The organism is Streptomyces sp. WM6386 (genome assembly GCF_000972385.1).
In the GTDB taxonomy this organism is placed as follows: Bacteria; Actinomycetota; Actinomycetes; order Streptomycetales; family Streptomycetaceae; genus Streptomyces.
This window is the reverse complement of sequence record NZ_JXTE01000012.1, coordinates 103444-130015: the sequence shown is the minus strand read 5'-3', so window position 1 is coordinate 130015 and position 26572 is coordinate 103444. Positions and strand designations below refer to the sequence as shown.

The window sequence follows — 26572 nt, the reverse complement described above, 5'->3', positions numbered from 1 at the left end:
GACGGTGCGAGCGATGAGCGGACTCTGGCGTTGGCGGCGCAATCCGCTGCGCCGTGCGACCGATCTGGCCGAGGCCTGGGTCGCCCTCGCGGCCATGGTGCTCATCCTGGTCGTCGCGCCGGTGGCCGGCGTCGTCGTCGGCGGCCTCGCCCAGGACTCCCTCCAGGAATCGGTCCGCAACCAGCGCGTCGTCCGTCATGTGGTGACGGCGACCGTGACCCGCAAGCTGGACCGGTCCCCGCTGGACGCCGACCCCGAGACCTCCACCGGGCGGGAGATGCGCACCCGTGTCCTCGCCGACTGGACCGCGCCGGACGGCACCGCACAGCACGGCCCGGTGCTGGCGAACCTCAAGGAACCGCACCAGGGCGACCACTTCACGATATGGACCGACGCCCAGGGCCACATAGTGGCCCGGCCGCTGGACTCCGCGACCGCCACGACACATGCCGTACTCGCCGGGTTCGGCGCGGCCCTGCTCGGTATCGGACTCGTCGAGAGTGCCCGCCGGTTGATCGTCTGGCGCATGGTCCGTCGCCGGTACGCCCGTTGGGACCAGGCCTGGGACCGGGCGGGCCCGGACTGGGGCAGGACCGGCACCGGCAGCTGACAGCCTTCCCGCTCTGGTCAACCCACCGCCTGCGCGCACGCTACGGTGGACCGGCCGAACTTCTTCGGCAGCACGAACCCGCGAGCGAGCGAGCCGCAGGGACCTGCCGATGTCGGGCACTTGACGTCGGTACCGGTGTCCCGACGGCCCGCGAGCCATGAGTACCGCAAAGTGGGGGCACGGCAACGCCATGGCACAGGGCACGGTCCAGGTGACGCACACCGGCACCTCGCGGTGGCGGCGCCGCACGGGTGAGTACGCATCGCTCGCCGCCGCCCTGGAGGCCGCGGCCGACGGCGACGTCCTCACCGTCGCCCCCGGCACCTACCGGGAGAACCTCGTCGTCCAGCGGGCGGTGACCCTGCGCGGCCCCGAGGGCTCCCCCGGCTCGGTGCGCATCGCGCCCGTCGACGGGGTGCCGCTGACCGTGCGCGCCTCGGCGGTGGTCCAGGACCTGCATGTGGAGGGCCAGGACGCGGCCGCGCCGGCACTGCTCGTCGAGGAGGGCACACCGGAGCTGACGGACATCCGGATCGTCACCCGGTCCGCGGCCGGGATCGAGGTGCGCGGCGGCGCCCGGCCGACCGTGCGGCGCTGCACCGTCGACAACCCGGCCGGGATCGGCATCGCCGTACTCGACGACGGGGGCGGCGTGTTCGAGGAGTGCGAGGTCGTGGCGGCCGGTCAGGCCGGCGTATCCGTCCGCGGCGGCGCCCATCCGCGCCTCGAGCGCTGCCGGGTGCATCACGCGTCGGGTGTGGGCCTGTCGGTGACCGGTGAGAACTCCGCGCTGGAAGCCGTGGGTTGCGAGGTCTACGAGGTCCGTGGCAGCGGCGTCCAGATCACCAACAAGGCCACCGCGCACCTCACCGACTGCGATGTCCACCGCACCACCGGGGACGGCGTCACGCTCGACACCGACGCCGTGCTGACCCTGGCCGACTGCAGCATCCACGACATCCCCGAGAACGCGGTGGACCTCAGGTCGCGTTCCGTCCTCACCCTCACCCGCACCACGGTGCGTCAGTTCGGCCGCAACGGCCTGTCGGTGTGGGATCCGGGCACGCGCGTGGACGCCAACCAGTGCGAGATCTTCGACAGCACCGGCGACTATCCCGCGGTGTGGGTGAGCGACGGGGCGACCGTGGTGCTCGACTCCTGCCGGGTGCACGACGTGCCGGACGCGCTGTTCGTCCTGGACCGCGGCTCCCGCGCGGACGTCGTCGACAGCGACCTCTCCCAGGTACGCAACACGGCCGTGTCGGTGAGCGACGGAGCCACCGCACAGCTCGACGACTGCCGTATCCGGGACGCGGCCACCGGCGCCTGGTTCCGGGACCACGGCAGCGGCGGCACCCTCAACAACTGCACGGTGGACGGCACCCAGACCGGCGTGATCGTCACCAAGGGCGCCGACCCCACGATCGAGCGGTGCACGGTGGACTCCCCCGCCGAGGCCGGCTTCTACGTGTCGGCGGGCGGCCGGGGCAGCTTCCTCAACTGCCGGGTCACCGGCAGTGGCGGCTACGGCTTCCATGTGATCGACGGCTCCCGTACGACGCTCAAGAAGTGCCGCACGGAGCGGTGCGCACGGGGCGGGTACGAGTTCGCGGACGCCGGCCCGGACACGGGTTCCGGCGTCGGCCCGGTCGTCGAGGACTGCACGAGCGACGAGAGCGCGGGGCTGCGCCCGTCGGCCGACCCGGAGCCGGCCGTGCAGACGGCGAGCCAGTCCCCCTCTCTGCTCGGCGCGATCCCCGGGCAGCGCACCACCGAGCCGGAGCAGCCTGCCGCCCCCGCCGAGCCGGAGCAGCCCACGCGCACCTCCAAGGCCGTCATGGGGGAACTCGACGCCCTGGTGGGCCTGGACAGCGTCAAGCGCGAGGTGCGGGCCCTCACCGACATGATCGAGGTGGGCCGGCGCCGCCGGGAGGCCGGCCTCAAGGCGGCCTCGGTCAAACGCCACCTGGTCTTCACCGGCTCCCCCGGAACCGGCAAGACGACAGTCGCCCGCCTCTACGGCGAGATCCTCGCCTCCCTCGGTGTCCTGGAGAAGGGACATCTCGTCGAGGTGTCCCGTGTCGACCTGGTCGGCGAGCACATCGGCTCCACCGCGATCCGCACCCAGGAGGCCTTCGACAAGGCGCGCGGCGGTGTGCTGTTCATCGACGAGGCGTACGCGCTCTCCCCCGAGGACTCCGGCCGCGACTTCGGCAAGGAGGCCATCGACACCCTGGTGAAGCTCATGGAGGACCACCGGGACGCGGTCGTGGTGATCGTCGCGGGCTACACGGCCGAGATGGAGCGGTTCCTTTCGGTCAACCCCGGTGTGGCGTCCCGCTTCTCACGGACCATCACCTTCGGCGACTACTCCCCCGACGAGTTGCTGCGGATCGTGGAGCAGCAGGCCGACGAGCACGAGTACCGACTGGCGTCGGGCGCGCCGGAGGCCCTGCTCAAGTACTTCACGGCCATCCCCAAGGGCCCCGCCTTCGGCAACGGCCGCACCGCCCGGCAGACCTTCGAGGCCATGGTCGAGCGGCACGCGAGCCGCGTCGCCCAGGTCACGGAGCCCAGCACGGACGATCTGACGCTGCTGTACGCGGAGGATCTGCCGGAGCTCGGCTGACCCGGTCGGCTACCGCTGCGCCGGTACGTCCGGACGCAGTCGGGACAGCAGCTTCGCCCGCTCCTGCGCGAAGGCCGGGTCGGCCTGGTAGTCGGAGTGGCCCAGGATCGGCGTGGGGAGCGGGTGCTGCTCGGTGCGGCCGTAGGCCAGCGGGTCCTTGAGGGCTTCGTGGTCGACCTCGGGGCCGCATTCGCCGGACAGCCGGACCGGGCCGCCGATGGGGTCGGTGGGCCGGTACAGGTTGCGCCAGCAGGCGACGTCGTGGTGCAGGGCGCTGAGCGCGGCCGGCCCGAAGTGGGCCGGGAACCAGCGGCCGTAGAGCCGCTCGAGCGGTGAGCCGTACGTCAGCAGCGCGACCCGCCTGCGGTCGGCCGGCGTCAGCTGCCAGGCCGCGGCGGCGGCGAGGACGCTGCCCTGGGAGTGTCCGGAGATCACCAGGCGGCCGCCGGTGGCGCGCGTCCAGGTGGCTATCCGCCAGGTCAGGTCGGGCACCGCGCGCTCGGCGTAGCAGGGCGGCGAGAAGGGGTGGGCGGCGCGCGGCCAGAACGTGCCGACGTCCCACAGGATGCCGATGGTGCGGCGTGCGGAGGGGTCCTTGTAGGCGCGCCGGCCCCAGGTGACGAACAGTATGAAACCGAACCCGATCAGCCAGGAGCCGAGCGCCTGGGCGGTGTCGGCGGCGCCCTGGACGAAGGCGTACGTCCTGTCCGCCGCCTCGCCCGGCGTCTTGCCGGTGGCGAGGGCGCCCACCAGTGCGCCGGCGCCCAGGAGCAGGGTCGTGGCGGAGGTGACGGCGACGATCAGCGGGGCCCGGTCGGTGAGCGTGGCCAGCGCGCGGGCGTTGGCGATACGCCGGGTCCGGGCCCGGTCCTTGGGCTTGTCCGGGTAGTCGGTGTCCACGCCGGCGAGCTCGGTGCGGCGCAGCTGCCAGGTGCGACGCCCCAGCCAGCCGCACAGCACCAGCAGGACGACGATGAGCGGCGGGATCACGGACGCCTGCCAGGTCAGCAGGACCGGCGGTCCGGTCATGGTGGTTCCGGTGCCGTCCAGCCAGTCGGCCACACGCTGGGACACACCGCCGGACATCACCCCGCCGAGAGCGCAGGCGAGCATCGCGACGGCGGGCCCGCCCAGGCCGCGCATGGCGGCACGCGGGTCGGGATGGGTGCGGTGCAGCGTATGGGCCACGGCGGCCATGACGATCACGATCAGTCCCTGGACCAGGGCGATGCCGCCGAAGGTGGCGTCGCCCGGCAGCCGCCCCTGCGACTCCCATCCCGGGCGCTCCCAGCCGGCGTACAGCATGGTCAGGGCGAGCAGGCCGAGCGCGGCGAGCGGCAGACGTCGTACGAGATGCTCGTCGAGCTCTCGGTCGAGGCGGTTCTCGCTGCGGCCGCGGCGGCAGACCACCCAGACGACCATGACCGCGCCGCCGGCCAGCGACACCATCAGGAGCCGGCCCAGCGCGTCGAGCAGGGCGGGTCCGTCGGGACGGCGGTCGAAGCGGGCCGCCGCGGAGCCGACGGCCGCGGCGACCGTGAGCAGGGCAGCGGCGGTGTGGGCGGCGCGCAGCCGGGCCACCAGCCGGCGTCCGTACCAGAAGCCGGGTCGGCCGAGGGCGGTGCGGGCCGTGTCCTCGTCGGGCTCGGCCGGGCGGGACATCGGCGCTTGCGACTCGTAGGCGTTCCAGGTGCGGTGGGACAGGTACCACAGCAGGCAGGTGAGCACGGTGGGGAGCAGGGCGGCGAGGGCGAGCCTGCGGCCGGGGCGGCTCCACCAGCCGCCGTCGGAGACGGTCGGCGACAGGAAGCCCAGCCAGGAGTGCCGGTCGGCACACGCGCGTGCGCCCGCGCACTGCCATGCCGTGAGATCGAGGGCCACCTCGCAGACGGCCGCGACCAGCAGCACCGTCAGGGAGAGTCCGGCCAGCCGCACCAGCAGCCCGTACAGCCGGACCGTGCGGGTGCGGCCGCGGGCGGCGGGGCGCATCCAGTGGGCGAGGTTGACCACCATGAACGGGAGCAGCAGCAGCCACAGGGCGCGTGAGGCGTTGCCGGAGGTGAGGTTGCACCAGACGTACGCCTCGGGCACCGGCTCGCGCCGGGGGTGGTCGGGTCCGGGGTCGGTCCCGGCGTCCTCGGCGCGCCGGAACACGGCCGCCGTGTCGTCGCCGGTGATCCGCACCGTCCGCGGATCGTCGAGCATCTTCTCGGGCGTCGTACCGCCCACCCCGTGGACCAGCAGCTCCAGCGCGGAGCCCTCCGGCCCGCCCGTCGAGGCACGTTCCTGCACATGTTCCACTGTTTCGCTCTTCCCCCGTGACGTGCCGCCCGCTTTGTCGGTGCGGGCTCAAGGATCTCCGCTGAGGCTGCGCCGTACACCTCTCGTCACGGAATCTCCCCGTTCTGTGTGACGGTCGGGGCGGAGGATAAGGCCGAAGTGACATGCGCGCGCCGTGACGGCCGGTGGCGCGACCGGTACCGTGCCGTGCGAGGATGGGGCGTCCATGCACCGGGAACGGGGAGAATGTCCTCGTCGGAGCAGGTGTGCGGGGCGTGTCGGACGGGTTGAGGCGAAAGGACCGGAGCGTACGTGAGCGAGAATCAGAACCTCCTCGCGGAGCAGCGGCGCGCCCTCATCCTGGACGAGGTCCGGCGTCGCGGTGGCGTCCGGGTCAATGAGCTGACCCGCAAGCTCGGCGTGTCGGACATGACCGTGCGTCGTGATCTAGACGCGCTCGCCCGGCAGGGTGTTCTGGAGAAGGTGCACGGCGGCGCGGTCCCGGTGGTCGAGGCGAGCACGCACGAGCCGGGCTTCGAGGCCAAGTCGGGCCTGGAACTGACCGCCAAGGAGGACATCGCGCGAGCGGCGGCGGAACTGGTCGCCCCGGGCTCCGCGATCGCCCTTTCGGGCGGTACGACGACGTACGCGCTCGCCCACCATCTGCTGGACGTGCCGGATCTCACGGTCGTCACCAACTCGGTGCGGGTGGCCGATGTCTTCCACGCGGCGCAGCGCACCACGGGCCCCCGTCAGGGTGCGGCCACGGTCGTGCTGACCGGAGGTGTGCGTACGCCGTCCGACTCGCTGGTGGGCCCGGTGGCCGACCAGGCGATCGCGGCGCTCCACTTCGACGTGCTGTTCCTCGGGGTCCACGGGATATCGGTCGAGGCCGGTCTTTCCACGCCGAATCTCGCCGAGGCGGAGACCAACCGCCGTCTGGTGCAGTCGGCGCGACGGGTCGTGGTGGTCGCCGACCACACCAAGTGGGGCACCGTGGGCCTGAGTTCGTTCGCGGCGCTGGACCAGGTCGACACGCTGGTGACGGACGCGGGGCTGCCCACGGCGGCGCGCGAGGAGGTCGCCGAGCAGCTGCGGCGGCTGGTGGTGGCCGGTGAGCCCGGTGGGGCTGCAGACAGCTGACTGGGTGTCAGTTAGGGTGTCACCCCTCTGTCGTCACCTGGGGGTGTGATCGTGGCTCACCAACTGCGCGCCGTGGGGCTCGACTTCATCGAGGTCGCTCCCGTGCGCATGGTCTTCGCCCGGGAGATGTCCGCCGGCCCGGAGGTCGTCTACCGGGCCCTCGCCGACGATGTGCCGGGCTGGACGGAGTGGTTCTCGGCGGTCACCTTCGCCCGGCCGACCGGCGACGGCTCTACCCGCGAGATCCGTCTCAGGGGCGGCGGACGCTTCCAGGAGACGATCATCGCGGCGAAGGAACCCGAGGTGTACGCCTACCGCGTCGACGTGGCGAACACCCCCGGCATCCACGCCTTCGCCGAGGAGTGGCGGCTCACCCCCTCGGGAACGGGCACTCTGGTGCGCTGGACCTTCGCCCTCGACGGCACGGCCCCGGTCCGCCTCATGGCGAAGCTCGGACGCCCCGGGCTGGGGCGGGCGTTCCGGGGCGCGGTCGCCGCACTGGACCGGCGTATCGCCGCCTGAGCGGGCCGGGTGAAGTCCTCTACGGCTCGACAGCGCCCTGAAGGGGCGCGGGGCCGTATCCATATGCGGCTCCGCCGCGGGGCGCGACCAGCCACGACGGCGCCGCGAACGGCCGACAGCACATCGCGGCACTTCCCGCGGAGCGCTCAGCAGGGCCAGACTCCCGTCTCGAGCAGCGACTCGATCGCCGCCGCGTACGGCTGGATGTCCAGACCCTGTTCGGCCAGCCACGCGTCCGAGTAGTACTTGTCGAGGTACCGGTCCCCCGGGTCGCACAGCAGCGTCACCACGCTGCCCCGCCGCCCCTCGGCCACCATCTCGGCGACGATCTTCAGCGCGCTCCACAGACCGGTGCCGGTCGAGCCGCCCGCCTTGCGGCCGATGGCCTGTTCCAGTGCCCGTACCGCGGCGACGCTGGCGGCGTCGGGGACCTTCATCATCCGGTCGACGGCGCCGGGCACGAAGCTCGGCTCCATGCGTGGCCGGCCGATGCCCTCGATGCGGGAGCCGCAGTCGCAGGTGACGTCCGGATCGCCGGTGGTCCAGCCCTCGAAGAAACAGGAGTTCTCCGGGTCGGCGACACAGATGCGGGTGTCGCGCTGGGTGTAGTGGACGTAACGGGCGATGGTCGCCGAGGTGCCGCCGGTGCCGGCCGTGGCGACGATCCACGCGGGTTCCGGGAACCGCTCCAGCTCCAGCTGACGGAAGATGGATTCGGCGATGTTGTTGTTGCCGCGCCAGTCGGTGGCCCGTTCCGCGTAGGTGAACTGGTCCATGTAGTGGCCGCCGGTGTCCACCGCGAGCCGGGCCGACTCCTCGTACATCCTGCGCGAGTCGTCCACGAAGTGGCACTGGCCGCCATGGAACTCGATGAGGCGGATCTTCTCGGCGCTGGTCGTGCGCGGCATGACAGCGATGAAGGGCACGCCGATCAGTCCGGCGAAGTACGCCTCGGAGACGGCCGTCGATCCGCTGGACGCCTCGATCACCGGGCGGCCGGGCCGGATCCAGCCATTGCACAGACCGTAGAGGAACAGCGAGCGGGCGAGACGGTGCTTGAGGCTGCCGGTCGGGTGGGTCGACTCGTCCTTGAGGTACAGGTCGATGCCCCACTTCTCCGGCAGCGGGAAGCGCAGGAGGTGCGTGTCGGCCGAGCGGTTGGCATCGGCCTGGACCTTGCGTACAGCCTCTTTCAGCCAGTCACGGTAGGAGGCGTCGCTGTGGTCGACGTCGAGGGTGGCGCCGGTCCGGGTCTGCTGGGGGGTGCTCACGGCGGGGCTCCTTAGGCTTCGCGCCGACAGCGGATCGCGCTGTCGACACATCGATCATAAGCACCTTCCGCACGCTTCTCACCTGCATAAACACACCTTTGAGCACCCCAAAGGCCACCCTGGGGGCCGGGCTCCGCAAGGCCATGGGGGCGCATTCGGACGAGTGCTCCGGGCTCCCGCACCGGGGGTCGCATGCGCACTGGTGCTCGACGCCGGGTGCGGGCAGACTGCACCGGACGGGACGCGCCGGTCCCGGACGGGGGCGCACACTGGATCACGTATCGGGCCGGGTCGTGGGCCGGCACACCGAGAACGCACTAGGGGGCGGGGAGCATGGCGGAGCCGGAGTTCACGGCCACGGGCGTGCGGATCGGGAAGCGGCTGCGTTCGCTCACCCGGGCCGGGCAGGTCCGGATCAGCGACGGCCGGCTGGAGTTGCTCACCAGCTACGGCAGCGAGATCGACAGCGCACCGGTGCAGGCGGTGCGGGCGTCCAAGCCCTGGTTCGCCGCCGATGACCGGGCCCTCGCCGACCTCAACGGCAAGCGGTATCTGCTGACCCTCGGCGATCACGACCCAGCGCCGGGCGAGCCGGGTCCACCCGCGGCACGCCGGTTCATCGAGGCCGTACGGAGGGCCGCGGGACGTAACGGGTGAGGAACCGCGAGTTGCGGGACCCCACCCCTTGAGTCACGCTGTTCTCACGTCACTCTGGGTTTACCGGCGATAACGCTGCGAACCAGCCCGCCGGGCATGGCAGCAGGCGGCCGTTTCATCAGGCGCCTTGCTGGATCGATCCGAACTCCGTGTTCTTCCGGACCTCTTCAGTCGGGGAGTCGCAGCCGTGATCAGTCACCCAAGCAGGCACTGCACGGTGGAGCTCCAAGCCCTGCCGTCGCGGATCGGCCAGGTCCGCAGAATCGTCTCTGCGCAGTTGCGCTACTGGCATCTCGACCCCCTCATAGACCGGGCGGCGCTCGGTGTGACGGAGCTCTTGACCAACGTCCACCGGCACGCCCAGCCCGACAAGATGTGCACCGTGGAGATCGAGCTGGTCCTCGACCGGCTCATGGTCTCGGTGCACGACCACGACCCGCGTCTGCCGGTCGTGGAGGACATGCCCGACAACCTCCTGGAAGCCGGCACGCTCGCCACCCGTGGGCGGGGGCTCGCCATGGTGGCCGCAGTCAGCGAGAGCTGGGGCGTGCGGCCGGACGGGGAGGCGGGCAAGGTCGTATGGTTCGCGCTTTCCGCGCCGGCCGCCGTGAAAGCCGGGGCGGGGCGGCCGCCGCGGCGTCTCGCGGAGAAGACACCTCGGGTGTTCGCCGAGGTCGACGCCCTCAGGACCGAACATGCTCCCGCCCGGTCGGCCGTTGTCGGCTGACCGGGCGGTGACATCTTGCGGCAGTCCCTGTCTCACTCGGTGGCGATCGCCCGCAGTACGTCCAGGCGTGCCGCGCGACGGGCCGGGCGCAGGCCCGCCAAGGCGCCCGCCGCCAGGCCCACCAGGGCCACGATCACGAGTTGCAGCGGCGGCATCGCGAAGGCGAAGTCGCTGTCGCTCGCGCCGTCGGAGGCCTTGACCAGGACCCAGCCGAGGAACCCGCCGAGCGCCAGGCCCCCGACCGTGCCGAACGCGGCCACCAGGACCGACTCCCAGCGGACCATGGCCCGCAGTTGGGAGCGGGTCTGGCCGACCGCCCGCAGCAGGCCCAGTTCCCGGGTGCGTTCGTGGATCGCCAGGGTCAGGGTGTTGGCGATGCCGAGCAGTGCGATGAGGACCGCCAGGGCCAGCAGGGCGTAGACCAGGGTGAGCATCATGTCGATGCCGCCCGCAGAGGACTGCGCGTACTCGTCCCGGGTCTGTACCTCGGGGTTGCCGTAGCGCTCGGCCACCTTCTCCACCGCGGCCTTGCCGGTGTCCGTGCTCACGCCGTCCTTGAACGACACGGCGAGGAGGGTGTCGGAGTCCTGGGTGCGGTGCGGTTCCCAGGCCGCGCGGGTGATGACGTACTCCCCCGCGAGTTCGGACCGGCCGTAGACGGCACGGACCGTGAAGGTCTCGTTCTTGCCGTCGGTGAACGTCAGTCGGGTCGTGTCGCCGGTCTTCAGTCCCTGATTGTCGGCCTCGCTCTCGGTGATGGCGAGGCCGTCCGTGCCGAGGTCGCTCAGGGAGCCCTTGATCGTGCCCAGGTCGAAGGTGCGCTCCAGCGCCAAGGGGTCGGTGACGGTCAACGCCCTTCCCTTGCCGTCGACTTCGGCGACTCCGCGGCCGAGTCCGACGGCCGTGTCCACCTCGGGCAGCTTGTCGACGGCGCCGGCCAGACGAGGGCTCAGGCCGCTGCCGCCCGCGCCGAACGCCGGGGTGCTCACCGCGATGTCGCCAGCGAAGGAGCGGGAGACGGTCTGGTCCATGGTCGCCTTGAGAGACGCGGCGAACACGGTGAACAGGGAGACGACCGCGACGCCGATCATCAGGGCGCCGGCGGTGGCGGCCGTACGCTTCGGGCTGCGCAGGGCGTTGCGGCGGGCGAGGCCCCCGGTGACGCCGCGCAGTCGGTCGAGAGGGCCGCCGAGGACGCGTACCGCTGTGGTGGCGGCGACCGGGCCGAGGACCACGAACGAGGCCAGGGCCAGCACGGCACCGCTGCCCGCGAGCCACAGGGACGGCGAGACGAGGACGCCGCTGATCGTCACGCCGAGGGCGAGGGCGGCGAGTCCCATCCCGGTGACGGCGCGGACGCGGGAGGCGCCCGAGGCGTCGACGGCGGTTTCGCGGAGTGCCGCCATGGGGGCGGTGCGGCCCGCCCGTACGGCGGGCAGGAGCGCGGAGCCGAGGCAGACCACGATGCCGACCGCGAGCGGCAGCAGCATGGACAGCGCGCTGACCACCAAGTCGCCCTCGGGGAACGGGAATCCGATCGCCGGGAACAGGGCCTGGAGACCAGCGGCGATGCCTGTGCCACCCGCCAGGCCGACGAGCGAGGCCGTCACCGCGACCACGGTCGCCTCCATCAGGGTCGACGCGGTGACCTGGCGGCGGGAGGCGCCCAGGGCGCGCAACAGGGCGTTCTCACGGGTGCGTTGGGCGACGACGATCGCGAAGGTGTTGTGGATGGAGAAGGTCGCCACCAGCAGGGCGACGCCGGAGAAGACGAGGAGGAAGAGAGTGAAGATGGTCAGGAACTGGCTGGAGATCATCTCGGTGTTCTCCTCGGCCGACTTCTGACCGGTGATCGCCTCGACCCCCTTGGGCAGTACGGGAGTCAGCCGGTCGACAAGCTCCTGCTGGCTGACGCCGGGACCGGCGCGCACCTGGATGGTGGCCGCCTCGCCGGGCCGTGCGGTGAGGTACTTCTCGGCGTCGGCCTGCGTCATGCCGGTGAACGTCACCTGGGCCATGCCGTCCTCGCCGCCGAAGGTCGCCAGGCCGACGATCGTCACCTCGACCGGGTCCGGCGTTCGCAGCGTCGTCGTGTCGCCGATCTTCAGGTCGCCGCGCTTGGCGGTGCCCCGGTCGATGACGACCTCGCCCGATTTCGCGGGGGCGCGGCCCTCGGCGAGCTGGTAGGCGTTGAGCTCGGGATCGGCGATCCAGTTGCCCGCGAGGGTGGGCGGACCCTGGCCGCCGATGGGGTCGCCGTTCGCGCCGACCAATTGGCCCGCGCCCTGGATGCCGGGGGCGGCGGCCGCCACGCCGGGGACGCGTTCGACGGCGTTCACCAGGTCTATGGCGATCGGCTGGCGTACGCCCTCGCTCTCGCCCGGTGTGGTGATGGCGTCGGCGCTGCGGACCACGGCGTCCGTGCCGCTGGTCGCCCTGCCGAACATCGTGTCGAAGCTGGCGCGCAGGGTGTCGCCCATGACGAGCGTGCCGGCCAGGAAGGCGACGCCGAGGAACACCGCGAGGAAGGTTCCGGCGAAGCGGCGCCTGTGAGCGCGCAGGGAGGACACGCTCAGGCGGACGGAGGCGTTCATGACGGCCCTCCGAGGGGTGAGGTGGTGTCGAAGGCCTTCATGCGGTCCAGGACCTTGTCGGCGGTCGGTGCGGTCATACGGTCGACCAGGCGCCCGTCCGCGAGGAAGACGACCTCGTCGGCGTGGGCGGCGGCGACCGGGTCGTGGGTGACCATGACGACGGTGCGGGACGTCTGGCGTACGGCACGGCCGAGGAGGCCGAGGACCTCGCCGCCGGAGCGGGAGTCCAGGTTGCCGGTCGGTTCGTCGGCGAAGACGACGTCCGGCCGGCCGGCGAACGCCCTTGCCACGGCGACGCGTTGCTGCTGGCCGCCGGAGAGCTCGGAGGGGCGGTGGTGGAGGCGGTCGCGCAGGCCGACGACGTCGACGAGTGCGTCGATCCACTCGCGGTCGCCCTTTCCGCCCGCCAGGTCGAGGGGGAGCGTGATGTTCTCCTCGACGGTCAGGGTGGGCACCAGGTTGAACGCCTGGAACACGAAGCCCACACGGTCGCGGCGCAGCAGGGTCAGGCGGCGGTCGTCGAGGGAGCCCAGTTCGGTGTCGCCGATGTGGGCGGTGCCCGAGGTGAGCGCGTCGAGGCCGGCCGCGCAGTGCATCAGGGTGGACTTGCCGGAGCCCGAGGGCCCCATGATCGCGGTGAAGCGGCCGACCGGGAAGTCGACGCTCACCCCGTCCAGGGCCCTCACGCTGGTGTCGCCGGTGCCGTAGACCTTCACGGCGTCGACCACCCGGGCGGCCGACCGGACGGCGGTCGTGGTCGTCATGCCGCACCGCCCTTGCCCGTGCGGCCGAACTGCTCGTCCAGGACGGACAGCCGGCGCCAGTACTCGTCCTCGTCGATCTCTCCGGAGGCGAAGCGGCGGCCGAGCATGGCGATGGGCGAGTCGCCGGACGGACCGGTGTCGGCCGTCGCGCGCCACGGGCCACGGCGGCCGCTCCGGCCGGTGCGGCGCAGGACGGTGACGGCGCCGACCACGACGGCCGTCCAGATCAGCGGGAAGAGAAGGATCCACGGGCCGGGCCCGCCGTCCCAGTGCGCCAGGGTCTGCATCTCGGGTCATCTCCCTAGAGGTGGGTTCCTGTGATGTCTCGAGACTGGCCCCGGGGAGGGGTGCGGGTCGTCGTACGGCCAGCGGCAGTGCGTGTACCTCCCGGGGAGTACGAGGGGTCGTTCCGGCTGCTCCGCAGGGGGTCGACTTCTGTAACTACTAGTATGTACAGTGCGTGTATGAGCACCCCGGAGCGTCTGATCGAGTCCACCCGAGAGCTGCTGTGGGAGCGCGGATACGTGGGCACCAGCCCCAAGGCCATCCTGGAACGTTCGGGCGCCGGGCAGGGCAGCATGTACCACCACTTCAAGGGCAAGCCCGACCTCGCGCTGGCCGCGATCCGGCGCACGGCCGCGGAGTTGCGGGCCACCGCCGAGGGAGTACTCGGCGGGCCCGGAACGCCGTACGAGCGCATCGAGGCGTATCTGCTGCGCGAGCGCGATGTGTTGCGCGGCTGCCCGGTCGGACGGCTGACGATGGATCCGGACGTCATCGCGAGCGACGAGCTGCGCGAGCCGGTCGACGAGACCCTCGACTGGCTGCGTGAACGGATCGCCGGGATCGTCGAGGAGGGCAAGGAGCAGGGGCAGTTCGCGGCTTCCCTCGACGGCGAGGCGATCGCGGCGACCGTCCTCGCCACCGTGCAGGGCGGCTATGTCCTCGCCCGCGCCTCGGGCTCCGCCGCCGCCTTCGACGCGGGTGTCCGGGGACTGCTCTCCCTTCTTTCACCACGGCGCTAGGAGTCCACGCGCGTGCACATCACGAGGAAGCGACCCGAGACGCGGCAGGGTCCGGCGGAGAACTTCACCGGCACGGTGTGGCTCGACGAGGTCGCCGCGCCCGAACCCCCTTCACGACTGCGGATGTTCAACGTCCACTTCGCGCCGGGTGCGCACACCGCCTGGCACCGTCACCCGCACGGCCAGGTCCTGCATGTCCTGGAGGGCGAGGGGCTGGTGCAGCGCGAGGGCGGCGAGGTCGAGCCGATCCGGGCGGGCGTCGGTGCGGCAGTGGGCGGGGCTGGCCTACGAGGAGGGTGGCGCCGCCGGTTCGCCGGCGCGGCTCGCCGTACGGCGACGGCAACCGGTGCCGGACGGAGTGGAGTTGGCGGAGGTCATGGGGGACGCGGTGCGTGAGGCGGGGCGGCTGGCGGCACAGGACGGGGCGGTGCTGGCGGCGGCCGTCGTGGACGCCGGCCGTTGGGAGGTGCTCCATTTCTCGCTCTGGGCCCATGACACGCCCAAGGCGGACGGCGAAGTGTTCCAGGTGCTGCACCTGTCGGCGCCGGGGCTCGCCGGGCTGCCGCGGGGGCGCCAGTGGTGAGCGCGGTCCGTACGGTTGTCGGGCGGGCCCTCGGCGTCGAGTGGCACTGACCGGCAAAGAAAGGGCGGGAGTACGGATGGCACTGGAGATGCGCGAGAGATGCGAACGCTGTGAGACGGCCGAACTGCCGCCGGACGCCCCGGCCCGCATCTGCTCGTACGAGTGCACCTTCTGTGTGCCCTGCACCGAGGCGATGCAGGGCATCTGCCCCAACTGCGGCGGCGAACTGGTCCCCCGACCGCGTCGCGTCCGAAAGGACGACCACTGACGCCCACGCCTACGCGGGGACCGAGTCGCGGCGCCGCTCCGGGCAGACCTAGCCCTTCGGACCCGGCTTCCAGTCCCCGGCGAGGAGCCCGAGCAGCACCTCGTCCAGGAACTCGCCCATCACCCAGGCCGAGGAGCGCAGCACGCCCTCGCGGACGAAGCCGTTGCGCTCGGCCGAGCGCAGCATCGCGGCATTGTCCGACAGCGTCTCGATCTGGAGCCGCTGCAGGCCGCGCACGATGAAGCCGTAGTGGCACAGCACCGCGACCACGTCGGTGCCGTAGCCCTTGCCGCGAGCGGACGGCCGCAGGCCGAGGCCGATGTGCGCGAGCCGGTTGTGGTTGTCGATGCCCCACAGTGTCGCGGTGCCGACCAGGGTGCCACCGTCCAGCTCCACCACGGAGAACGGGACGTGTCCTTCCTCCTTGTCGTCCACCACGAGCCGCGAGTCCTTCGAGCCCGGCGTGACGGGCCGCCACGGCCGGCCCTCGGCCCGCGCGGAGTTGGCCACGTCGTCGTAGAGCTCCGTCCGCAGGATCGGGATGTCGTCCTCGTGGCGGGCCCTGAGCCCGACCTTGGCACCTATGAGCATGCAGGCTTCCTATCCGAACGGGATCACCGGTGGCAAACCATTTCTTCCTACGCCACCGAGATGTCCACCGACGGCCGCAGCTTGGCCGCCGCGGCCAGGGCATCGTGCACCGGGTGGGCGTCGAAGGCCGCCAACAGGGCGGTGTCCGCCGGGAGTCCGGCGGCCGGGAAGGCGATCTGCTCGTAGGCGGTCTGGAAGCGCGGGCCCCAGCGGCGGGCGCCGAGGCGGGCCGTGCGGGAGCAGTTGTCGACCATGTAGGCGACGTCGCGGGCGTGCATGTAGGGCAGGAGCGAGTCCACCGCCTCGATGACGGACTCGTTGACGATCTCGGACCAGGGGTGGCCTCGGTCGGCGAACTCGTCGATCTGGGCCGTCATGGTGGCGACGAAGACCCCGGCGGTGAACGGGTCCACGGGCAGGTCCCGTTGGGCTCGGCGGGCGTGCGCCCGGTCGCTCACCGACCACATCGGCGAGCCGCCGATCCGGCTCATCTCGCGGGCGCCGAGCCGCCGTTCGGCCAGGATCACACTGCGCAGCTCCGTGCCGTCGGCGACCTCGTCATAGATCTCCGCGACGATCTCGCGGGCGGGGCCGTACGTCGCCGTGTACGTGCGGTCGAACACGTCACGGGCCTCGGCGTCGAGGTTCTCGCGGACCGCCCGCAGACCGGCTCGGGAGATGGTGCGGGCGATCGGGCCGGTCACGTTCTCGCAGGCGCGTTCGTACGCCGTCACCTCGTCGTCCCCGGCGAGGCGGTGACGCGTGAAGAGGCTCTCGACGATGCCGTGGACGGCGCCCAGCAGGATGGCGCGTTCGCCGACGATGTCGGAGAGGTACTCGCTGTCGAGGGTGGTGCGGAAGGTGTACGGCGAGCCGAGCGCCACCGACCAGCCCAGAGCGAGGTCGACGGCCCGGCCGTCGGGGTCGGCGTGGACCGCGTAACTGCTGTTGATCCCGGCGCCGTTGATCTCGGCGCCCTGCTCGTAGAGCCGCCGCACCGAGTCGCCCATGCCCTTGGGGCACACCGCGATCACCGGGTGTCCCGGCGGGAAGTCGCCGCCGGTCTCGCGGAGGTGACCGAGCAGGAAGCCGTGCGAGAGTCCGATCGCCGCGCCCACCTTGAGGGCCGCGAAGATCTCCTGGTGGTGGGCGGCGAGTGCGGCGTCCGCGATCAGCAGGATCACCAGGTCGCTGTCGGCGGTGACAGCGAGCCAGTCGCCGAGGGTGCCGTCCTCCTCCGTGAACCCGTGGGCGCGGGCGTCGGCGGCCGAGCGCGAGCCGGGGCGCAGTCCGACGGCCACCCGGATGTCCGTGCCGGCGAGCGAGTCGCGCAGGTTCAGGGCCTGGGCGCGGCCCTGCGGGCCCCAGCCGATGACACCGATACGGCGGACCCCGGCGAAGGCCTGCGGGAGCAGCGGGAAGAGGTGCCGGCCGCCGCGCAGGATGGTCTCGGTGCCGCCGGGCACGTCCATCGTCTCGAGGGAGAAGACACGGGAGCTGTACGTGGTCGAGGTCATGGTCGAGTTGTAGGCTCCGGGCGGGTGTTGCGGCAAGCGCAACATCCGAAGCGGAGTGTTGCACCGAATGAAAGATGCAGGTCACAGCATGCGTGAAGATCATCGGGAGTTGCGTCTTTTCCTGCATCTGGCGCAGACGCTGAACTTCGGGCGGACCAGTCTCGACTGTCACGTCAGCGCGGCGACGCTGACGCGGACCGTGCAGCGGCTGGAGGCCGGGCTCGGGCACCGGCTGCTCGACCGGGGCCCGCGCGGGGTGTCGCTGACGGCGGAGGGGCACCGGTTCCGCGCATTCGCCGTAGAGGCACTGGAGTTGTGGCGCTCCTACCGTGAGGAGCACCCCGATCCCGCCGAACTCACCGGCCGGCTGGCCGTGTTCGCCACGGTGACCGCCTGCCAGGCGCTGCTGCCCGACCTGTTGGCCCCGTTTCGCGCCGCGCACCCTCAGGTACGGCTCGACCTGCGCACCGGAGACGCGGCGGCGGCGCTGGCCCGGCTGGACGAGGGCGAGGTGGACGTGGCCGTGGCGGGGATCCCGGCGCGGCTGCCGGAGCCGTTGGTGGGCCGGACGGTCGCGGTCACCGAGCTGGTCCTGGTCACGGCCCGGGACCGGCCCGACCCGGACCTCTGCGGACCCTTCGTCCTCCCCCACCGCGGCCTGGTCCGCGACGCCGCCGACCGCTGGTTCCGCGCCCGCGGCACCGTGCCCGAGGTGGCCTGCGAACCGGACGGCCACGAAGGGCTGTTGACGCTCGTCGCCCTCGGCTGCGGCACGGGGGTGGTCCCCCGGCTCGTACTGGAGCACAGCGCGGTGCGCGACCGGCTGTCGGTGGTCGCGGCGGTTCCCGCGCCGGAGCGGTTCCCCATCGGGTTGTGCGTACGGCGGGCCGATCTGCGCCGACCGCTGGTGGCCGCGCTGTGGAGCCTCACGACGCCCGAAGTCACGGCTTCCTGAGATCCAGGCGCCCGATCCGGGCCACGTTCTCCCGGTCCTCGGCGTCCTCGCTGGCCTCGGCCGTGAACCAGGCGTCGAGGATCTCCTTGAGCAGCGGCTCGGAGGTCAGGCGCAGGCTGAGGGCGAGGACGTTGGCGTCGTTCCAGCGGCGGGCGCCGTCCGCGGTGTAGGCGTCGGTGCACAGGGCCGCCCGTACGCCCGCGACCTTGTTCGCGGCGATCGACGCGCCCGTGCCGGTCCAGCAGCACACCACCGCCTGGTCCGCCGCCCCGGTGGCGACGTCCCGGGCCGCCGACTCAGAGCACGCCGCCCACCGGGGGTCGGAGCCGGGGTGCAACGCCCCGTGGGCGACCACTTCGTGACCGCGTGCGCGCAGCTCGGCGACGAGGCTGCGGGCCACGGGTTCGTCCATGTCCGAGGAGACGGAGATCCGCATGGCCCCGAGCCTACGCGCCGAGCGAGCGGGCGAGCAGGTCTCGGCGGTTGTGGGTGCCCGTCTTCGCGAACACCGACTTCAGGTGGTCCTGCACGGTGTGCTCGGAGACGTACATGGTGGCGGCGACCGTACGACTGTCGCCGCCCCTGGCGAGCAGGCCGACGAGTTCGGTCTCCCTGGCACTGAGGGCATGGGCCCGGCAGAAGACGGACAGCCGCTCGGCGGGTGAGGACTCCTCGATGGTGACGGCGACGGCGCCTGCCATCCGTGCGGCGCGCAGGGTCACCCAGAGCCCGTCGGCGAGGTGCACGCGGGCCCGCGGCGGATGGTCGTCGACCCCGGCCTCCACGGCCAGGAGCTGGGCGGCGACGTTGTAGGCGCCGGCCGGCACGGTCGGGCGGCCGTGCTCCGGGGGGACCAGGACACGCAGGTAGGCGTGGGTGCCCGGGGTCTGGCCGACGACTCCCATGTCGGGCGACAGCACCAGCACCAGGGGTTCGGAGCGGGGCTCGTGGGAGGGTCGTACGACGAAGGTGGCGGCCTGGCTGCGGCGCAGCGCCGTCGTGATCGGCGCCGTGAGGTCGGCGAGGCGGGCCGCCTCCGCCGGGGTGAAGTCACGGTCGCGGCGCCACAGGTCGAGGAAGCCCCAGATGCCGTGGCGGTCCCGGAAGACCGCCGAGGCGATGTCGCGGATGCCGTGGTGGCGCAGGAGCTCGTTCCAGAGCGGGCTCACCGAGCGGTCGGGGAGGTCGCTGAGCAGGGCGACGTCCCGCAGCTCCGTCCAACGGTTCGCCCGTGTCAGGTACTTGAGGCGGATCGCCCGGGGCAGCTCCCGCAGGACGGGAACATCGGCGATCGGGGCGCAGCCGACCGAGGTCTCCGGGTCGGTCAGGAGGAAGGCGTACGCGTCGAACCCGATGGTGGCGCGGAGCTCGTCGAGGAGCCGCAGGCGCAGTTCCCGGGCGTCGCCGCCCTCCTCGCACAGCCGCACGACGCGGTCCCGTCCGGACATGGTCCGAGCGTATCCCCACATTTCTGGGATGTACGGCACCGCGCGGTCCGGCGCAGCCTGGTGACGAGCGCCGAGGAGGAATCATGCCGACCCTGTACATCGAGCATCCGGTCACGGACTTCGCCACCTGGAAGACGGCTTTCGACCGCTTCGCGGGCGCGCGTGCCGACGCGGGCGTACGGCGCCATCGCGTCCGGCGGCCCGTCGACGATCCCGCCTACGTCGTCGTGGACCTCGATTTCGACGACGTGGCGGGTGCCGAGCGGTTCCTGGGATTCCTGAAGTCGACGGTGTGGGGCTCGCCCGAGAACGCCCCGGCGCTGGCCGGGGCGCCTCGGACGCGGATCCTGGAGACCGCCGAGGATCACCAGGGCAGCGAGCCCTCGACGTCGACGTAGCCGCCGGTCGGGCCGTCGGGGCCCAGCCGGGCCATGCGGACGATGATCTCGGCGCCCTGTTCGACGGTCTGGGTGCCCGTGCGGCCGTTGAGGTCGGTCGAGGTGAAGCCGGGCTCGACCGCGTTGATCCGTATGGCCGGGAACGCCTTCGCGTACTGCACGGTGATCATGTTGACCGTGGTCTTGGACGACGGGTAGGCCAGGGCCTGGTAGAAGTGCGCCGGTGAGTCCGGGTCGGACAGCCGGGACAGCGAGGCCAGGCCGCTGCTCACGTTCACGACGACGGGGGCCGCGGACCGCTGGAGCAGCGGCAGGAAGGCGTGGGTCACCCGGACGACGCCGAAGACGTTGGTCTCGAACACCGTGCGCATCTCGTCGGCGGTGGTGTCGGCGGCGGCCGGGATGGCGTTGTTCTCGCCCCGGACCTCGATGCCGGCGTTGTTGACCAGGACGTCGAGCCCGCCGTCGGCCTCGACGGCCTTCGCGGCGGCCTGGACGGAGGCGTCGTCGGTGACGTCGAGCTGGACGAACCGGGCGCCGAGCCGTTCGGCGGCGCGGCGGCCGCGTTCGGCGCTCCGGGCGCCGATGTAGACGGTGTGACCTGCGGCGACGAGTTGGCGGGCGGCCTCGAAGCCCAGGCCCTTGTTGGCTCCGGTGATGAGTGTCGTAGTCATGGCTCCACCGTCCTGCGGGACCGGCGGGACAGCCAGAAGACCCTTCTTCCTGGGACTCGCAGTACCAGGCACGGTGTCGGCCGACGCGGTTGACTGGAGGCATGACGACGACGGAACTGGGGCAGGCGCTGCGGCGCTGGCGCGACCGGGTCGCCCCGGCGACCGCGGGGCTGCCGGCCGGTGGTCAGCGGCGGGCGGCCGGGCTGCGGCGTGAGGAGCTTGCGCTGCTGGCGGGGATCTCGGTCGACTACGTCACCCGTCTCGAACAGGGCCGGGCGGCCAGTCCGTCGGGGCAGGTCGTGGAGGCGCTGGCGCGGGCGCTGCGGCTGTCGGGGGACGAGCGGGGGTATCTGTTCCGGCTGGCCGGGCTGGTGCCGCCGGGTCCCGAGACGGTGCCCGGTCACATCACGCCGAGCGTGCAGCGGCTGTTGGACCGGCTGGTGGGCACCCCGGTCGGGGTCTCCGACGCGGCGATGACCCTGCTCGTGGCCAATCCGATGTACGCGGCGCTGATGGGCGACCCCTCCGGTCTGCGCGGCTTCGAGCGCAACGGGGTGTGGCGCAACTTCCTCGGCGCACCGGGCCGGGTCCGGCACACCGCCGAGGAGCGGCGCGCTTTCGAGGTGGGCATGGTCGCCGAACTGCGGTCGACCGCCTCGCGGTATCCCACCGACCCGCAACTGCGGCGCCTGATCGCGGAGTTGCGGGCGGGCAGTGAGCGGTTCGCCGAGCTGTGGGACGCGGGTGTGGTCGGCCGGCTGGAGGCTTCGCGCAAGACGATCGCGCATCCGCAGGTGGGCCTGGTGACGTTGGACTGCGACCTGCTCCGGGTGGAGGGCAGCGATCTGCACCTCCTCGTCTACTCGGCCGAGCCGGGGACCGAGGCCGCCGAGAAGCTGGAGTTGGTCTCCGTGCTCGGCATCCAGTCACTGGTGGGTTAGCGCCCCCAGCGGGTCGTCCAGCACCGGCTGCCACGCCAACTCGGCGGCACCGACCAGGCTGTTGTGGTCGAGGGTGCACGCGAGGATCGGTACGCCGCCGCTCTGCCCCCACAGGCTGCGGTCGGCGACGACCGCGCGCAGCCGGTCCGGGTCGGCGTCGAGAAGGGTGCGGTGCAGGCCGCCGAGGATGATGCGGTCCGGGTTGAGGATGTTCACCAGGCCCGCTAGGCCCAGTCCGAGGCGGTCGATGAGGGCCCCGGTGGCGGTGCGGACGGCCGGATCGTCGTAGTGGTCGCGGATCAGTTCGTTGGACTGCTGGAGCAGAGACACCTCGGGTCCGGGCTCGCGGCCCACGGCGTCGAGGAAGGCGAGCGGGTCGGCCTCGACGTCCAGGCAGCCGCGGCTGCCGCAGTGGCAGGGACGGCCCTCGGGGTTGACGGTCAGGTGGCCGACTTCGAGCGCGAGGCCCGAACTGCCGGTGTGCAGACGGCCGTCGAGGACCAGCGCCCCGCCGACGCCCCGGTGCCCGGTGGCCACGCACAGCAGGTCGCGGGCGCCGCGGCCCGCGCCGTGCCGGTGCTCGGCGAGCGCGGCGAGGTTGACGTCGTTGCCCGCGAAGGCCGGTCCGGCGATACCGGCTACACGGACACACTCCGCGAAGATCCGGCGGACGGGGGCGCCCACGGGCCAGGCCAGGTGCAGCGGGTTCAGCGCGGTCCCGTCGGGCTCCGCGACGGCGGAGGGGACCGCGAGACCGGCGCCCACACAGCGCAGGCCGGTGGTGCGCAGCAGTTCGGCGCCCGCCTCGACGACCGAGGCGAGGACCTTCGCCGGGTCGGCGTCGACGGTCTCGCAGCCGGGTGCGGTGGCGACGATCCGGCCGCCCAGGCCGACCAGCGCCGCCCGGAATCCGTCGGCGTGCACCTGCGCGGCGAGGACGACGGGCCCTTCCTCGGCGACCGCGAGCCGGTGCGAGGGGCGGCCCTGCGAACCGGCGGCCGCGCCGGGCCGGGCGTCGACCCGGATCAGCCCGAGCGCCTCCAGCTCGGCGGCGACCGCGCCGGCCGTGGCGCGCGTCACCCCGAGTTCGGCGGTGAGCACGGCGCGGGTGGGGGCACGCCCGGTGTGCACGAGCTCCAGAGCAGGCCCGAGCGCACCGCGTCCCCGGTCCAACCGCGTCCTCGAGGTCGTTCCTTCCCCCGTCGGCCGGGGGTCCGCATTGCCGCTCATGAGGGCGAGTCTCCCATGATCCGCTGTGCCGCCGTCCTACCGGCCACTGACTCTGAGCGTGATGTTCAGCCGCCCGGCCAGCCCCAACTCCGGGGGCGCGGTACCCGGGTACACCTTCGGCACCCCGTGGTACGCGAGCCGCGAGGGCCCGCCGAACACGAACAGGTCGCCGCTGCGCAGCTCGACGTCCGTGTACGGCTTCGTCCGCGTCCGGGTGTTGCCGAACCGGAAGACACAGGTGTCGCCGAGGCTCAGGGACACCACCGGGTCGTCGGCCTTCTCGTCGCTGTCGCGGTGCATGCCCATGCGGGCGTCGCCGTCGTAGAAGTTGATCAGTGCGATGTCGTACGACGGTGAGGTCACCCCGAGGGCGCTGCCCGCCGTGGGAGAGGGCACCCCGAAGGCGTCCCGCACCGCGCTGCGGCCCAGCTCCCCCAGCCACTGGGGGAACGGTTTGACCGGGGCGCCGTCGCCGTCGACGACGGTGCGGGCGTAGGCGTACGGGTACCAGTGCCAGCCCAGACAGACCTGCCGGGCGGTCATCGTGCCACCGCCGGGGGTGCGGACCGAGCGCAGGCCGGCCGGGGGGCGGGCCCACTCACGGCAGGCCTCCAGCAGCTCGTGCTGCCGGCTCGCGTCGAGCCGGTCCGGTAGGTGCACCGCGCCCGGCGCGACCTCCGTGCGGGGCCTGGGGAACAGCTCGGCATCCATGAGGCCATCCTGCCCGAGCAGCCCTGAGCTGCGGCTCCGCTAGCCTGGACACGATGAACGACCGTATGGCGACGCCCTGGGGCCAGCTCTCGCTGGCCCGTTTCCCCGAGGACCCGCGTGACAGGCTGCGTGCCTGGGACGCCTCGGACGAGTACCTCCTGACGCATCTGGCCGAACAGGCGGTCCCGCTGTCCGGCACGGTCGTGGTCCTGGGCGACCGCTGGGGCGCTCTGTCCACGGCGCTGGCCGCGCACCGGCCGGTGCAGATCACCGACTCCTACCTCTCCCAGGAGGCGACCCGGGCGAACCTGGTCCGGGGCGGTGTCGAGACCGGGGCGGTACGGCTCCTCACCACCCAGGACCCGCCGCCCGGCCGGATCGACGTCCTGCTGGTGCGGGTGCCGAAGAGCCTGGCCCTGCTGGAGGACCAGCTGCTGCGGCTGGCGCCCGCGGTGCACGAGGGCACGGTCGTCGTCGGGACCGGGATGGTGAAGGAGATCCACACCTCGACGCTGAAGCTGTTCGAGCGGATCCTCGGACCGACCCGCACCTCGCTCGCCGAGAAGAAGGCGCGGCTCATCTTCTGCACGCCCGGGCCGGCGCCACGCACGGCCGCCAGTCCGTGGCCGTACCGCTATGAGCTGCCCGACGGCGTCGGCGCGGTCTCGGGGCGGACCGTGGTCAATCACGCGGGTGTCTTCTGTGCCGACCGGCTCGACGTCGGCACCCGGTTCTTCCTCCAGCACCTGCCGGACAGCAGGGGTGCGCAGCGGGTCGTGGACCTGGGCTGTGGCAACGGGGTGGTCGGTACGGCGGTGGCGCTGGCGAATCCCGAGGCCGAGGTGCTGTTCGTGGACGAGTCGTTCCAGGCCGTGGCCTCGGCGGAGTCGACGTACAAGGCGAACGGCGTGCCGGGGCATGCCGAGTTCCGGGTCGGGGACGGGCTCGCCGGAGTGGCGGACGGGAGTGCCGATCTCGTGCTCAACAATCCGCCGTTCCACTCCCATCAGACGACCACCGACGCCACGGCCTGGCGGATGTTCACGGGCGCGCACGGCGCGCTGCGGCCGGGTGGCGAGCTGTGGGTGATCGGCAACCGTCACCTGGGCTACCACGCCAAGCTGCGTCGGCTGTTCGGGAACAGTGAACTGGTGGCCAGTGACCCGAAGTTCGTGGTGTTGAGGGCTGTCAGGAAGTAGTCGCGTCAGCCCAGCACCCGGATGATTTCCGCCACGGCCCGTGCCATCGCCGCCCGCCCCACCCCCAGGTACTTGCGTGAGTCGACCGCCTCGGGGTGTGCGGTGAGGAAGGCGCGCACGGCGCCGGTCATGGCGATGTTGAGGGCGGTGCCGATGTTGACCTTGGTGATGCCGCCCGCGACGGCGGCGGTCAGTTCGTCGTCCGGCAGGCCCGACGAGCCGTGCAGGACGAGCGGTACGTCCAGCGCGCCGGAGAGCTGTGCGAGGAGGGCGTGGTCGAGGGTGGCGGTGCGGGTGGTCATCGCGTGCGAGCTGCCGATGGCGACGGCGAGGGCGTCCACGCCGGAGTCGGTCACGAAGGTGCGGGCCTCGGCGGGGTCGGTGCGGGCGCCGGGCGCGTGGGCGTCGAGCGGCGGCTCGCCGCTCTTGCCGCCGACCTCGCCCAACTCCGCCTCGATCCACAGGCCTTGGGCATGGGCCCAGTCCGCGGCGGCTCGGGTGGCGGCGAGGTTCTCCCGGTAGGGCAGGCGGGCGGCGTCGTACATCACGGAGCTGAATCCGGCGTCCGCGGCCTGCCTCAGGAGGGAGTCGCTCTGGACGTGGTCCAGGTGCAACGCGACGGGGACGGCCGCGCGTTCGCACGCGGCGACGGCGGCGCGGGCGAGGGGTTGCAGTCGTCCGAGGCGGAACTTGACGGCGTTCTCGCTGACTTGGAGGACGACGGCGGCGTCCGCCGACTCGGCGCCGGCGACGACCGCCTCGACATGTTCGAGCGTGACGACGTTGAACGCGGCGACGGCGCGGTGCGCGGCGGCGGCCCGCGTGACGAGCTCGCCGGTGGTCACCAGAGGCACGGCTCCTCCTACGAACCGGCGAGGATCACGGAGCGGGTGAGATGGCGCGGCCGGTCCGGGTCGAGCCCCCGGGCCGCGGCGACGGCCACGGCGAGCCGCTGGGCGCGGACCAGTTCGGCGAGCGGGTCGAGACCGCCCGCGACCCACAGTCCGCCGGTCTCCCGCACCTGTTCGGCCAGCCCCTCGGGCGCCTCGCCGAGCATCCAGGTCGCGGTCCCCCGGGTGGTGATGCTGATGGGGCCGTGCCGGTACTCCATCGCCGGGTAGGCCTCGGTCCAGGACAGTGCCGCCTCGCGCATCTTCAGGCCGGCCTCGTTGGCCAGCCCCACGGTCCAGCCGCGGCCGAGGAAGGTGAACTGCGTGCAGTCGACGAGTCCGTCCGGCAGGGGGGTGGCGAGCGCGGTGCGGGCGTCGGCGACGACGGCGTCGGTGTGCAGGCCGAGGTGGGCGCGGAGCAGGGTCAGGGCGGTGGTCGCGAACCGGGTCTGCACGACGGAGCGTTCGTCCGCGAAGTCGAGGACGACGACGTCGTCGGCGGCCCGCACGACCGGCGTGTGCGGGTCGGCGGTGAGGGCCGTGGTCCGGGTCCGGCCCTTCAACTGCCCGAGCAGTTCGAGCACTTCGGTGGTGGTGCCGGAGCGGGTGAGGGCGAGCACTCGGTCGTACGGGCGGTCGTGCGGGTACTCCGACGCGGCGAAGGCGTCCGTCTCGCCCTGGCCCGCCCCCTCGCGCAGCGCCGCGGCGGACTGCGCCATGAAGTACGAGGTGCCGCACCCCACGATCGCGACACGCTCCCCCGGCGCCGGCAGCACGGCGGCATGTTCCGGCGCCTCGGCCGCCGCGCGGATCCAGCACTCGGGCTGACTGACCAGCTCGTCCTCGACATGGGTCATGTCGCGGTCCCTCCCCGTCAACGAACACCGCGGTGATTGTTTCTGCAAGATATAGCGAGCCTTCGAGCAGAATCAAGCATTCGAGTGA

28 protein-coding genes are annotated in these 26572 nt (G+C 72.4%); 14 read left to right on the top strand and 14 right to left on the bottom strand.

The features are described from left to right. Window positions 1-4 precede the first annotated feature (4 nt). Window positions 5-610, top strand: coding sequence for a hypothetical protein (locus TN53_RS10265; RefSeq protein ID WP_046258172.1), 606 nt, complete (start codon window positions 5-7; stop codon window positions 608-610). Window positions 611-800: 190 nt separating this feature from the next. Further along, window positions 801-3239: a right-handed parallel beta-helix repeat-containing protein gene (locus TN53_RS10260; RefSeq protein ID WP_046258143.1), complete on the top strand. Its 2439-nt coding sequence runs from the start codon at window positions 801-803 to the stop codon at window positions 3237-3239. A 9-nt stretch (window positions 3240-3248) separates the two neighbouring features. Here the strand turns inward: TN53_RS10260 and TN53_RS10255 are convergent, their stop codons facing one another. Further along, on the bottom strand, window positions 3249-5540 hold the full coding sequence (locus tag TN53_RS10255; protein WP_046258142.1) for a hypothetical protein: 2292 nt from the start codon (window positions 5538-5540) through the stop codon (window positions 3249-3251). A 291-nt stretch (window positions 5541-5831) separates the two neighbouring features. Between TN53_RS10255 and TN53_RS10250 the strand changes: the two genes are divergently transcribed. Then, a complete protein-coding gene (locus tag TN53_RS10250) occupies window positions 5832-6662 on the top strand; it encodes a DeoR/GlpR family DNA-binding transcription regulator (protein WP_046258141.1) in 831 nt (276 codons plus the stop codon). Between the two features lie 51 nt (window positions 6663-6713). After that, entirely contained in the window at window positions 6714-7184 is a 471-nt protein-coding gene (locus tag TN53_RS10245) for an SRPBCC family protein (RefSeq protein WP_046258171.1), read from the top strand. 146 nt (window positions 7185-7330) lie between these two features. Here TN53_RS10245 and TN53_RS10240 read toward each other — a convergent pair whose 3' ends face one another. Then, window positions 7331-8455 carry a PLP-dependent cysteine synthase family protein gene (locus TN53_RS10240; RefSeq protein ID WP_046258140.1) on the bottom strand — a complete coding sequence of 375 codons (1125 nt, stop codon included), beginning with the start codon at window positions 8453-8455 and terminating at the stop codon, window positions 7331-7333. A 333-nt stretch (window positions 8456-8788) separates the two neighbouring features. On the opposite strand from TN53_RS10240, the gene TN53_RS10235 reads away from it, so the two are divergent. Further along, window positions 8789-9112 (top strand): hypothetical protein, encoded by a 324-nt coding sequence (locus TN53_RS10235; protein WP_046258139.1) that lies wholly within the window; start codon window positions 8789-8791, stop codon window positions 9110-9112. Between the two features lie 187 nt (window positions 9113-9299). Then, entirely contained in the window at window positions 9300-9839 is a 540-nt protein-coding gene (locus TN53_RS10230; RefSeq protein WP_046258138.1) for an ATP-binding protein, read from the top strand. A gap of 32 nt (window positions 9840-9871) precedes the next feature. Here TN53_RS10230 and TN53_RS10225 read toward each other — a convergent pair whose 3' ends face one another. From TN53_RS10225 to TN53_RS10215, 3 genes are read right to left on the bottom strand one after another with little or no spacing between them, the layout of a single operon-like run. After that, complete coding sequence (locus TN53_RS10225; RefSeq protein ID WP_046258137.1) at window positions 9872-12433, bottom strand: ABC transporter permease; 2562 nt, start codon at window positions 12431-12433, stop codon at window positions 9872-9874. Beyond that, a complete protein-coding gene (locus TN53_RS10220) occupies window positions 12430-13197 on the bottom strand; it encodes an ABC transporter ATP-binding protein (RefSeq protein WP_046258136.1) in 768 nt (255 codons plus the stop codon). The genes TN53_RS10225 and TN53_RS10220 overlap by 4 nt, the downstream gene beginning before the upstream one ends. After that, window positions 13194-13484, bottom strand: coding sequence for an SHOCT domain-containing protein (locus TN53_RS10215; protein WP_046258135.1), 291 nt, complete (start codon window positions 13482-13484; stop codon window positions 13194-13196). Before TN53_RS10215 ends, TN53_RS10220 begins: the two co-directional genes overlap by 4 nt. A 177-nt stretch (window positions 13485-13661) precedes the next feature. On the opposite strand from TN53_RS10215, the gene TN53_RS10210 reads away from it, so the two are divergent. The 4 genes from TN53_RS10210 to TN53_RS10200 all read left to right on the top strand — a co-directional run bounded on the left by TN53_RS10210 (window position 13662) and on the right by TN53_RS10200 (window position 15073). Further along, window positions 13662-14222, top strand: a complete 561-nt coding sequence (locus tag TN53_RS10210) for a TetR/AcrR family transcriptional regulator (RefSeq protein ID WP_234441544.1) — start codon at window positions 13662-13664, stop codon at window positions 14220-14222. Between the two features lie 12 nt (window positions 14223-14234). Continuing rightward, the gene (locus TN53_RS48200) at window positions 14235-14618 is read left to right on the top strand and encodes a cupin domain-containing protein (RefSeq protein ID WP_234441543.1); all 384 of its coding nucleotides are present in this window, start codon (window positions 14235-14237) and stop codon (window positions 14616-14618) included. Beyond that, window positions 14503-14805, top strand: coding sequence for a DUF4865 family protein (locus TN53_RS10205; protein WP_234441546.1), 303 nt, complete (start codon window positions 14503-14505; stop codon window positions 14803-14805). The genes TN53_RS48200 and TN53_RS10205 overlap by 116 nt, the downstream gene beginning before the upstream one ends. A 76-nt stretch (window positions 14806-14881) precedes the next feature. Further along, window positions 14882-15073 carry a DUF1272 domain-containing protein gene (locus TN53_RS10200; protein ID WP_046258133.1) on the top strand — a complete coding sequence of 64 codons (192 nt, stop codon included), beginning with the start codon at window positions 14882-14884 and terminating at the stop codon, window positions 15071-15073. Window positions 15074-15121: 48 nt separating this feature from the next. Here TN53_RS10200 and TN53_RS10195 read toward each other — a convergent pair whose 3' ends face one another. Together TN53_RS10195 and TN53_RS10190 are read right to left on the bottom strand one after the other, a co-directional pair. Continuing rightward, entirely contained in the window at window positions 15122-15664 is a 543-nt protein-coding gene (locus TN53_RS10195) for a GNAT family N-acetyltransferase (RefSeq protein WP_046258132.1), read from the bottom strand. A gap of 47 nt (window positions 15665-15711) precedes the next feature. After that, complete coding sequence (locus tag TN53_RS10190; protein WP_046258131.1) at window positions 15712-17181, bottom strand: ketol-acid reductoisomerase; 1470 nt, start codon at window positions 17179-17181, stop codon at window positions 15712-15714. An 88-nt stretch (window positions 17182-17269) separates the two neighbouring features. Between TN53_RS10190 and ilvY the strand changes: the two genes are divergently transcribed. Beyond that, entirely contained in the window at window positions 17270-18136 is an 867-nt protein-coding gene (gene ilvY, locus TN53_RS10185) for an HTH-type transcriptional activator IlvY (RefSeq protein ID WP_046258130.1), read from the top strand. On the opposite strand, the gene TN53_RS10180 is transcribed toward ilvY, so the two are convergent. Then, a complete protein-coding gene (locus TN53_RS10180; protein ID WP_046258129.1) occupies window positions 18123-18572 on the bottom strand; it encodes an RpiB/LacA/LacB family sugar-phosphate isomerase in 450 nt (149 codons plus the stop codon). The two genes, ilvY and TN53_RS10180, sit on opposite strands and share 14 nt — an antisense overlap. 10 nt (window positions 18573-18582) lie before the next feature. Further along, window positions 18583-19584: a helix-turn-helix domain-containing protein gene (locus TN53_RS10175; RefSeq protein ID WP_234441542.1), complete on the bottom strand. Its 1002-nt coding sequence runs from the start codon at window positions 19582-19584 to the stop codon at window positions 18583-18585. A gap of 83 nt (window positions 19585-19667) precedes the next feature. On the opposite strand from TN53_RS10175, the gene TN53_RS10170 reads away from it, so the two are divergent. Then, window positions 19668-19982, top strand: coding sequence for a hypothetical protein (locus tag TN53_RS10170; RefSeq protein WP_046258127.1), 315 nt, complete (start codon window positions 19668-19670; stop codon window positions 19980-19982). Here TN53_RS10170 and TN53_RS10165 read toward each other — a convergent pair. Next, the gene (locus tag TN53_RS10165; protein WP_046258126.1) at window positions 19949-20656 is read right to left on the bottom strand and encodes an SDR family NAD(P)-dependent oxidoreductase; all 708 of its coding nucleotides are present in this window, start codon (window positions 20654-20656) and stop codon (window positions 19949-19951) included. The genes TN53_RS10170 and TN53_RS10165 overlap by 34 nt on opposite strands. Before the next feature lie 101 nt (window positions 20657-20757). On the opposite strand from TN53_RS10165, the gene TN53_RS10160 reads away from it, so the two are divergent. After that, window positions 20758-21597, top strand: a complete 840-nt coding sequence (locus TN53_RS10160) for a helix-turn-helix transcriptional regulator (RefSeq protein ID WP_046258125.1) — start codon at window positions 20758-20760, stop codon at window positions 21595-21597. On the opposite strand, the gene TN53_RS10155 is transcribed toward TN53_RS10160, so the two are convergent. Together TN53_RS10155 and TN53_RS10150 are read right to left on the bottom strand one after the other, a co-directional pair. Next, on the bottom strand, window positions 21583-22827 hold the full coding sequence (locus TN53_RS10155; RefSeq protein WP_095046410.1) for an ROK family protein: 1245 nt from the start codon (window positions 22825-22827) through the stop codon (window positions 21583-21585). The genes TN53_RS10160 and TN53_RS10155 overlap by 15 nt on opposite strands. A gap of 36 nt (window positions 22828-22863) precedes the next feature. Further along, window positions 22864-23538 (bottom strand): alpha-ketoglutarate-dependent dioxygenase AlkB family protein, encoded by a 675-nt coding sequence (locus tag TN53_RS10150; protein ID WP_046258123.1) that lies wholly within the window; start codon window positions 23536-23538, stop codon window positions 22864-22866. A gap of 65 nt (window positions 23539-23603) precedes the next feature. On the opposite strand from TN53_RS10150, the gene TN53_RS10145 reads away from it, so the two are divergent. Next, a complete protein-coding gene (locus TN53_RS10145) occupies window positions 23604-24737 on the top strand; it encodes a methyltransferase (RefSeq protein ID WP_046258122.1) in 1134 nt (377 codons plus the stop codon). Between the two features lie 5 nt (window positions 24738-24742). Here TN53_RS10145 and TN53_RS10140 read toward each other — a convergent pair whose 3' ends face one another. Together TN53_RS10140 and TN53_RS10135 are read right to left on the bottom strand one after the other, a co-directional pair. Continuing rightward, the gene (locus tag TN53_RS10140) at window positions 24743-25591 is read right to left on the bottom strand and encodes a class II fructose-bisphosphate aldolase (protein ID WP_046258121.1); all 849 of its coding nucleotides are present in this window, start codon (window positions 25589-25591) and stop codon (window positions 24743-24745) included. 8 nt (window positions 25592-25599) lie between these two features. Beyond that, a complete protein-coding gene (locus tag TN53_RS10135) occupies window positions 25600-26484 on the bottom strand; it encodes an SIS domain-containing protein (RefSeq protein ID WP_046258120.1) in 885 nt (294 codons plus the stop codon). Window positions 26485-26572 lie beyond the last annotated feature (88 nt).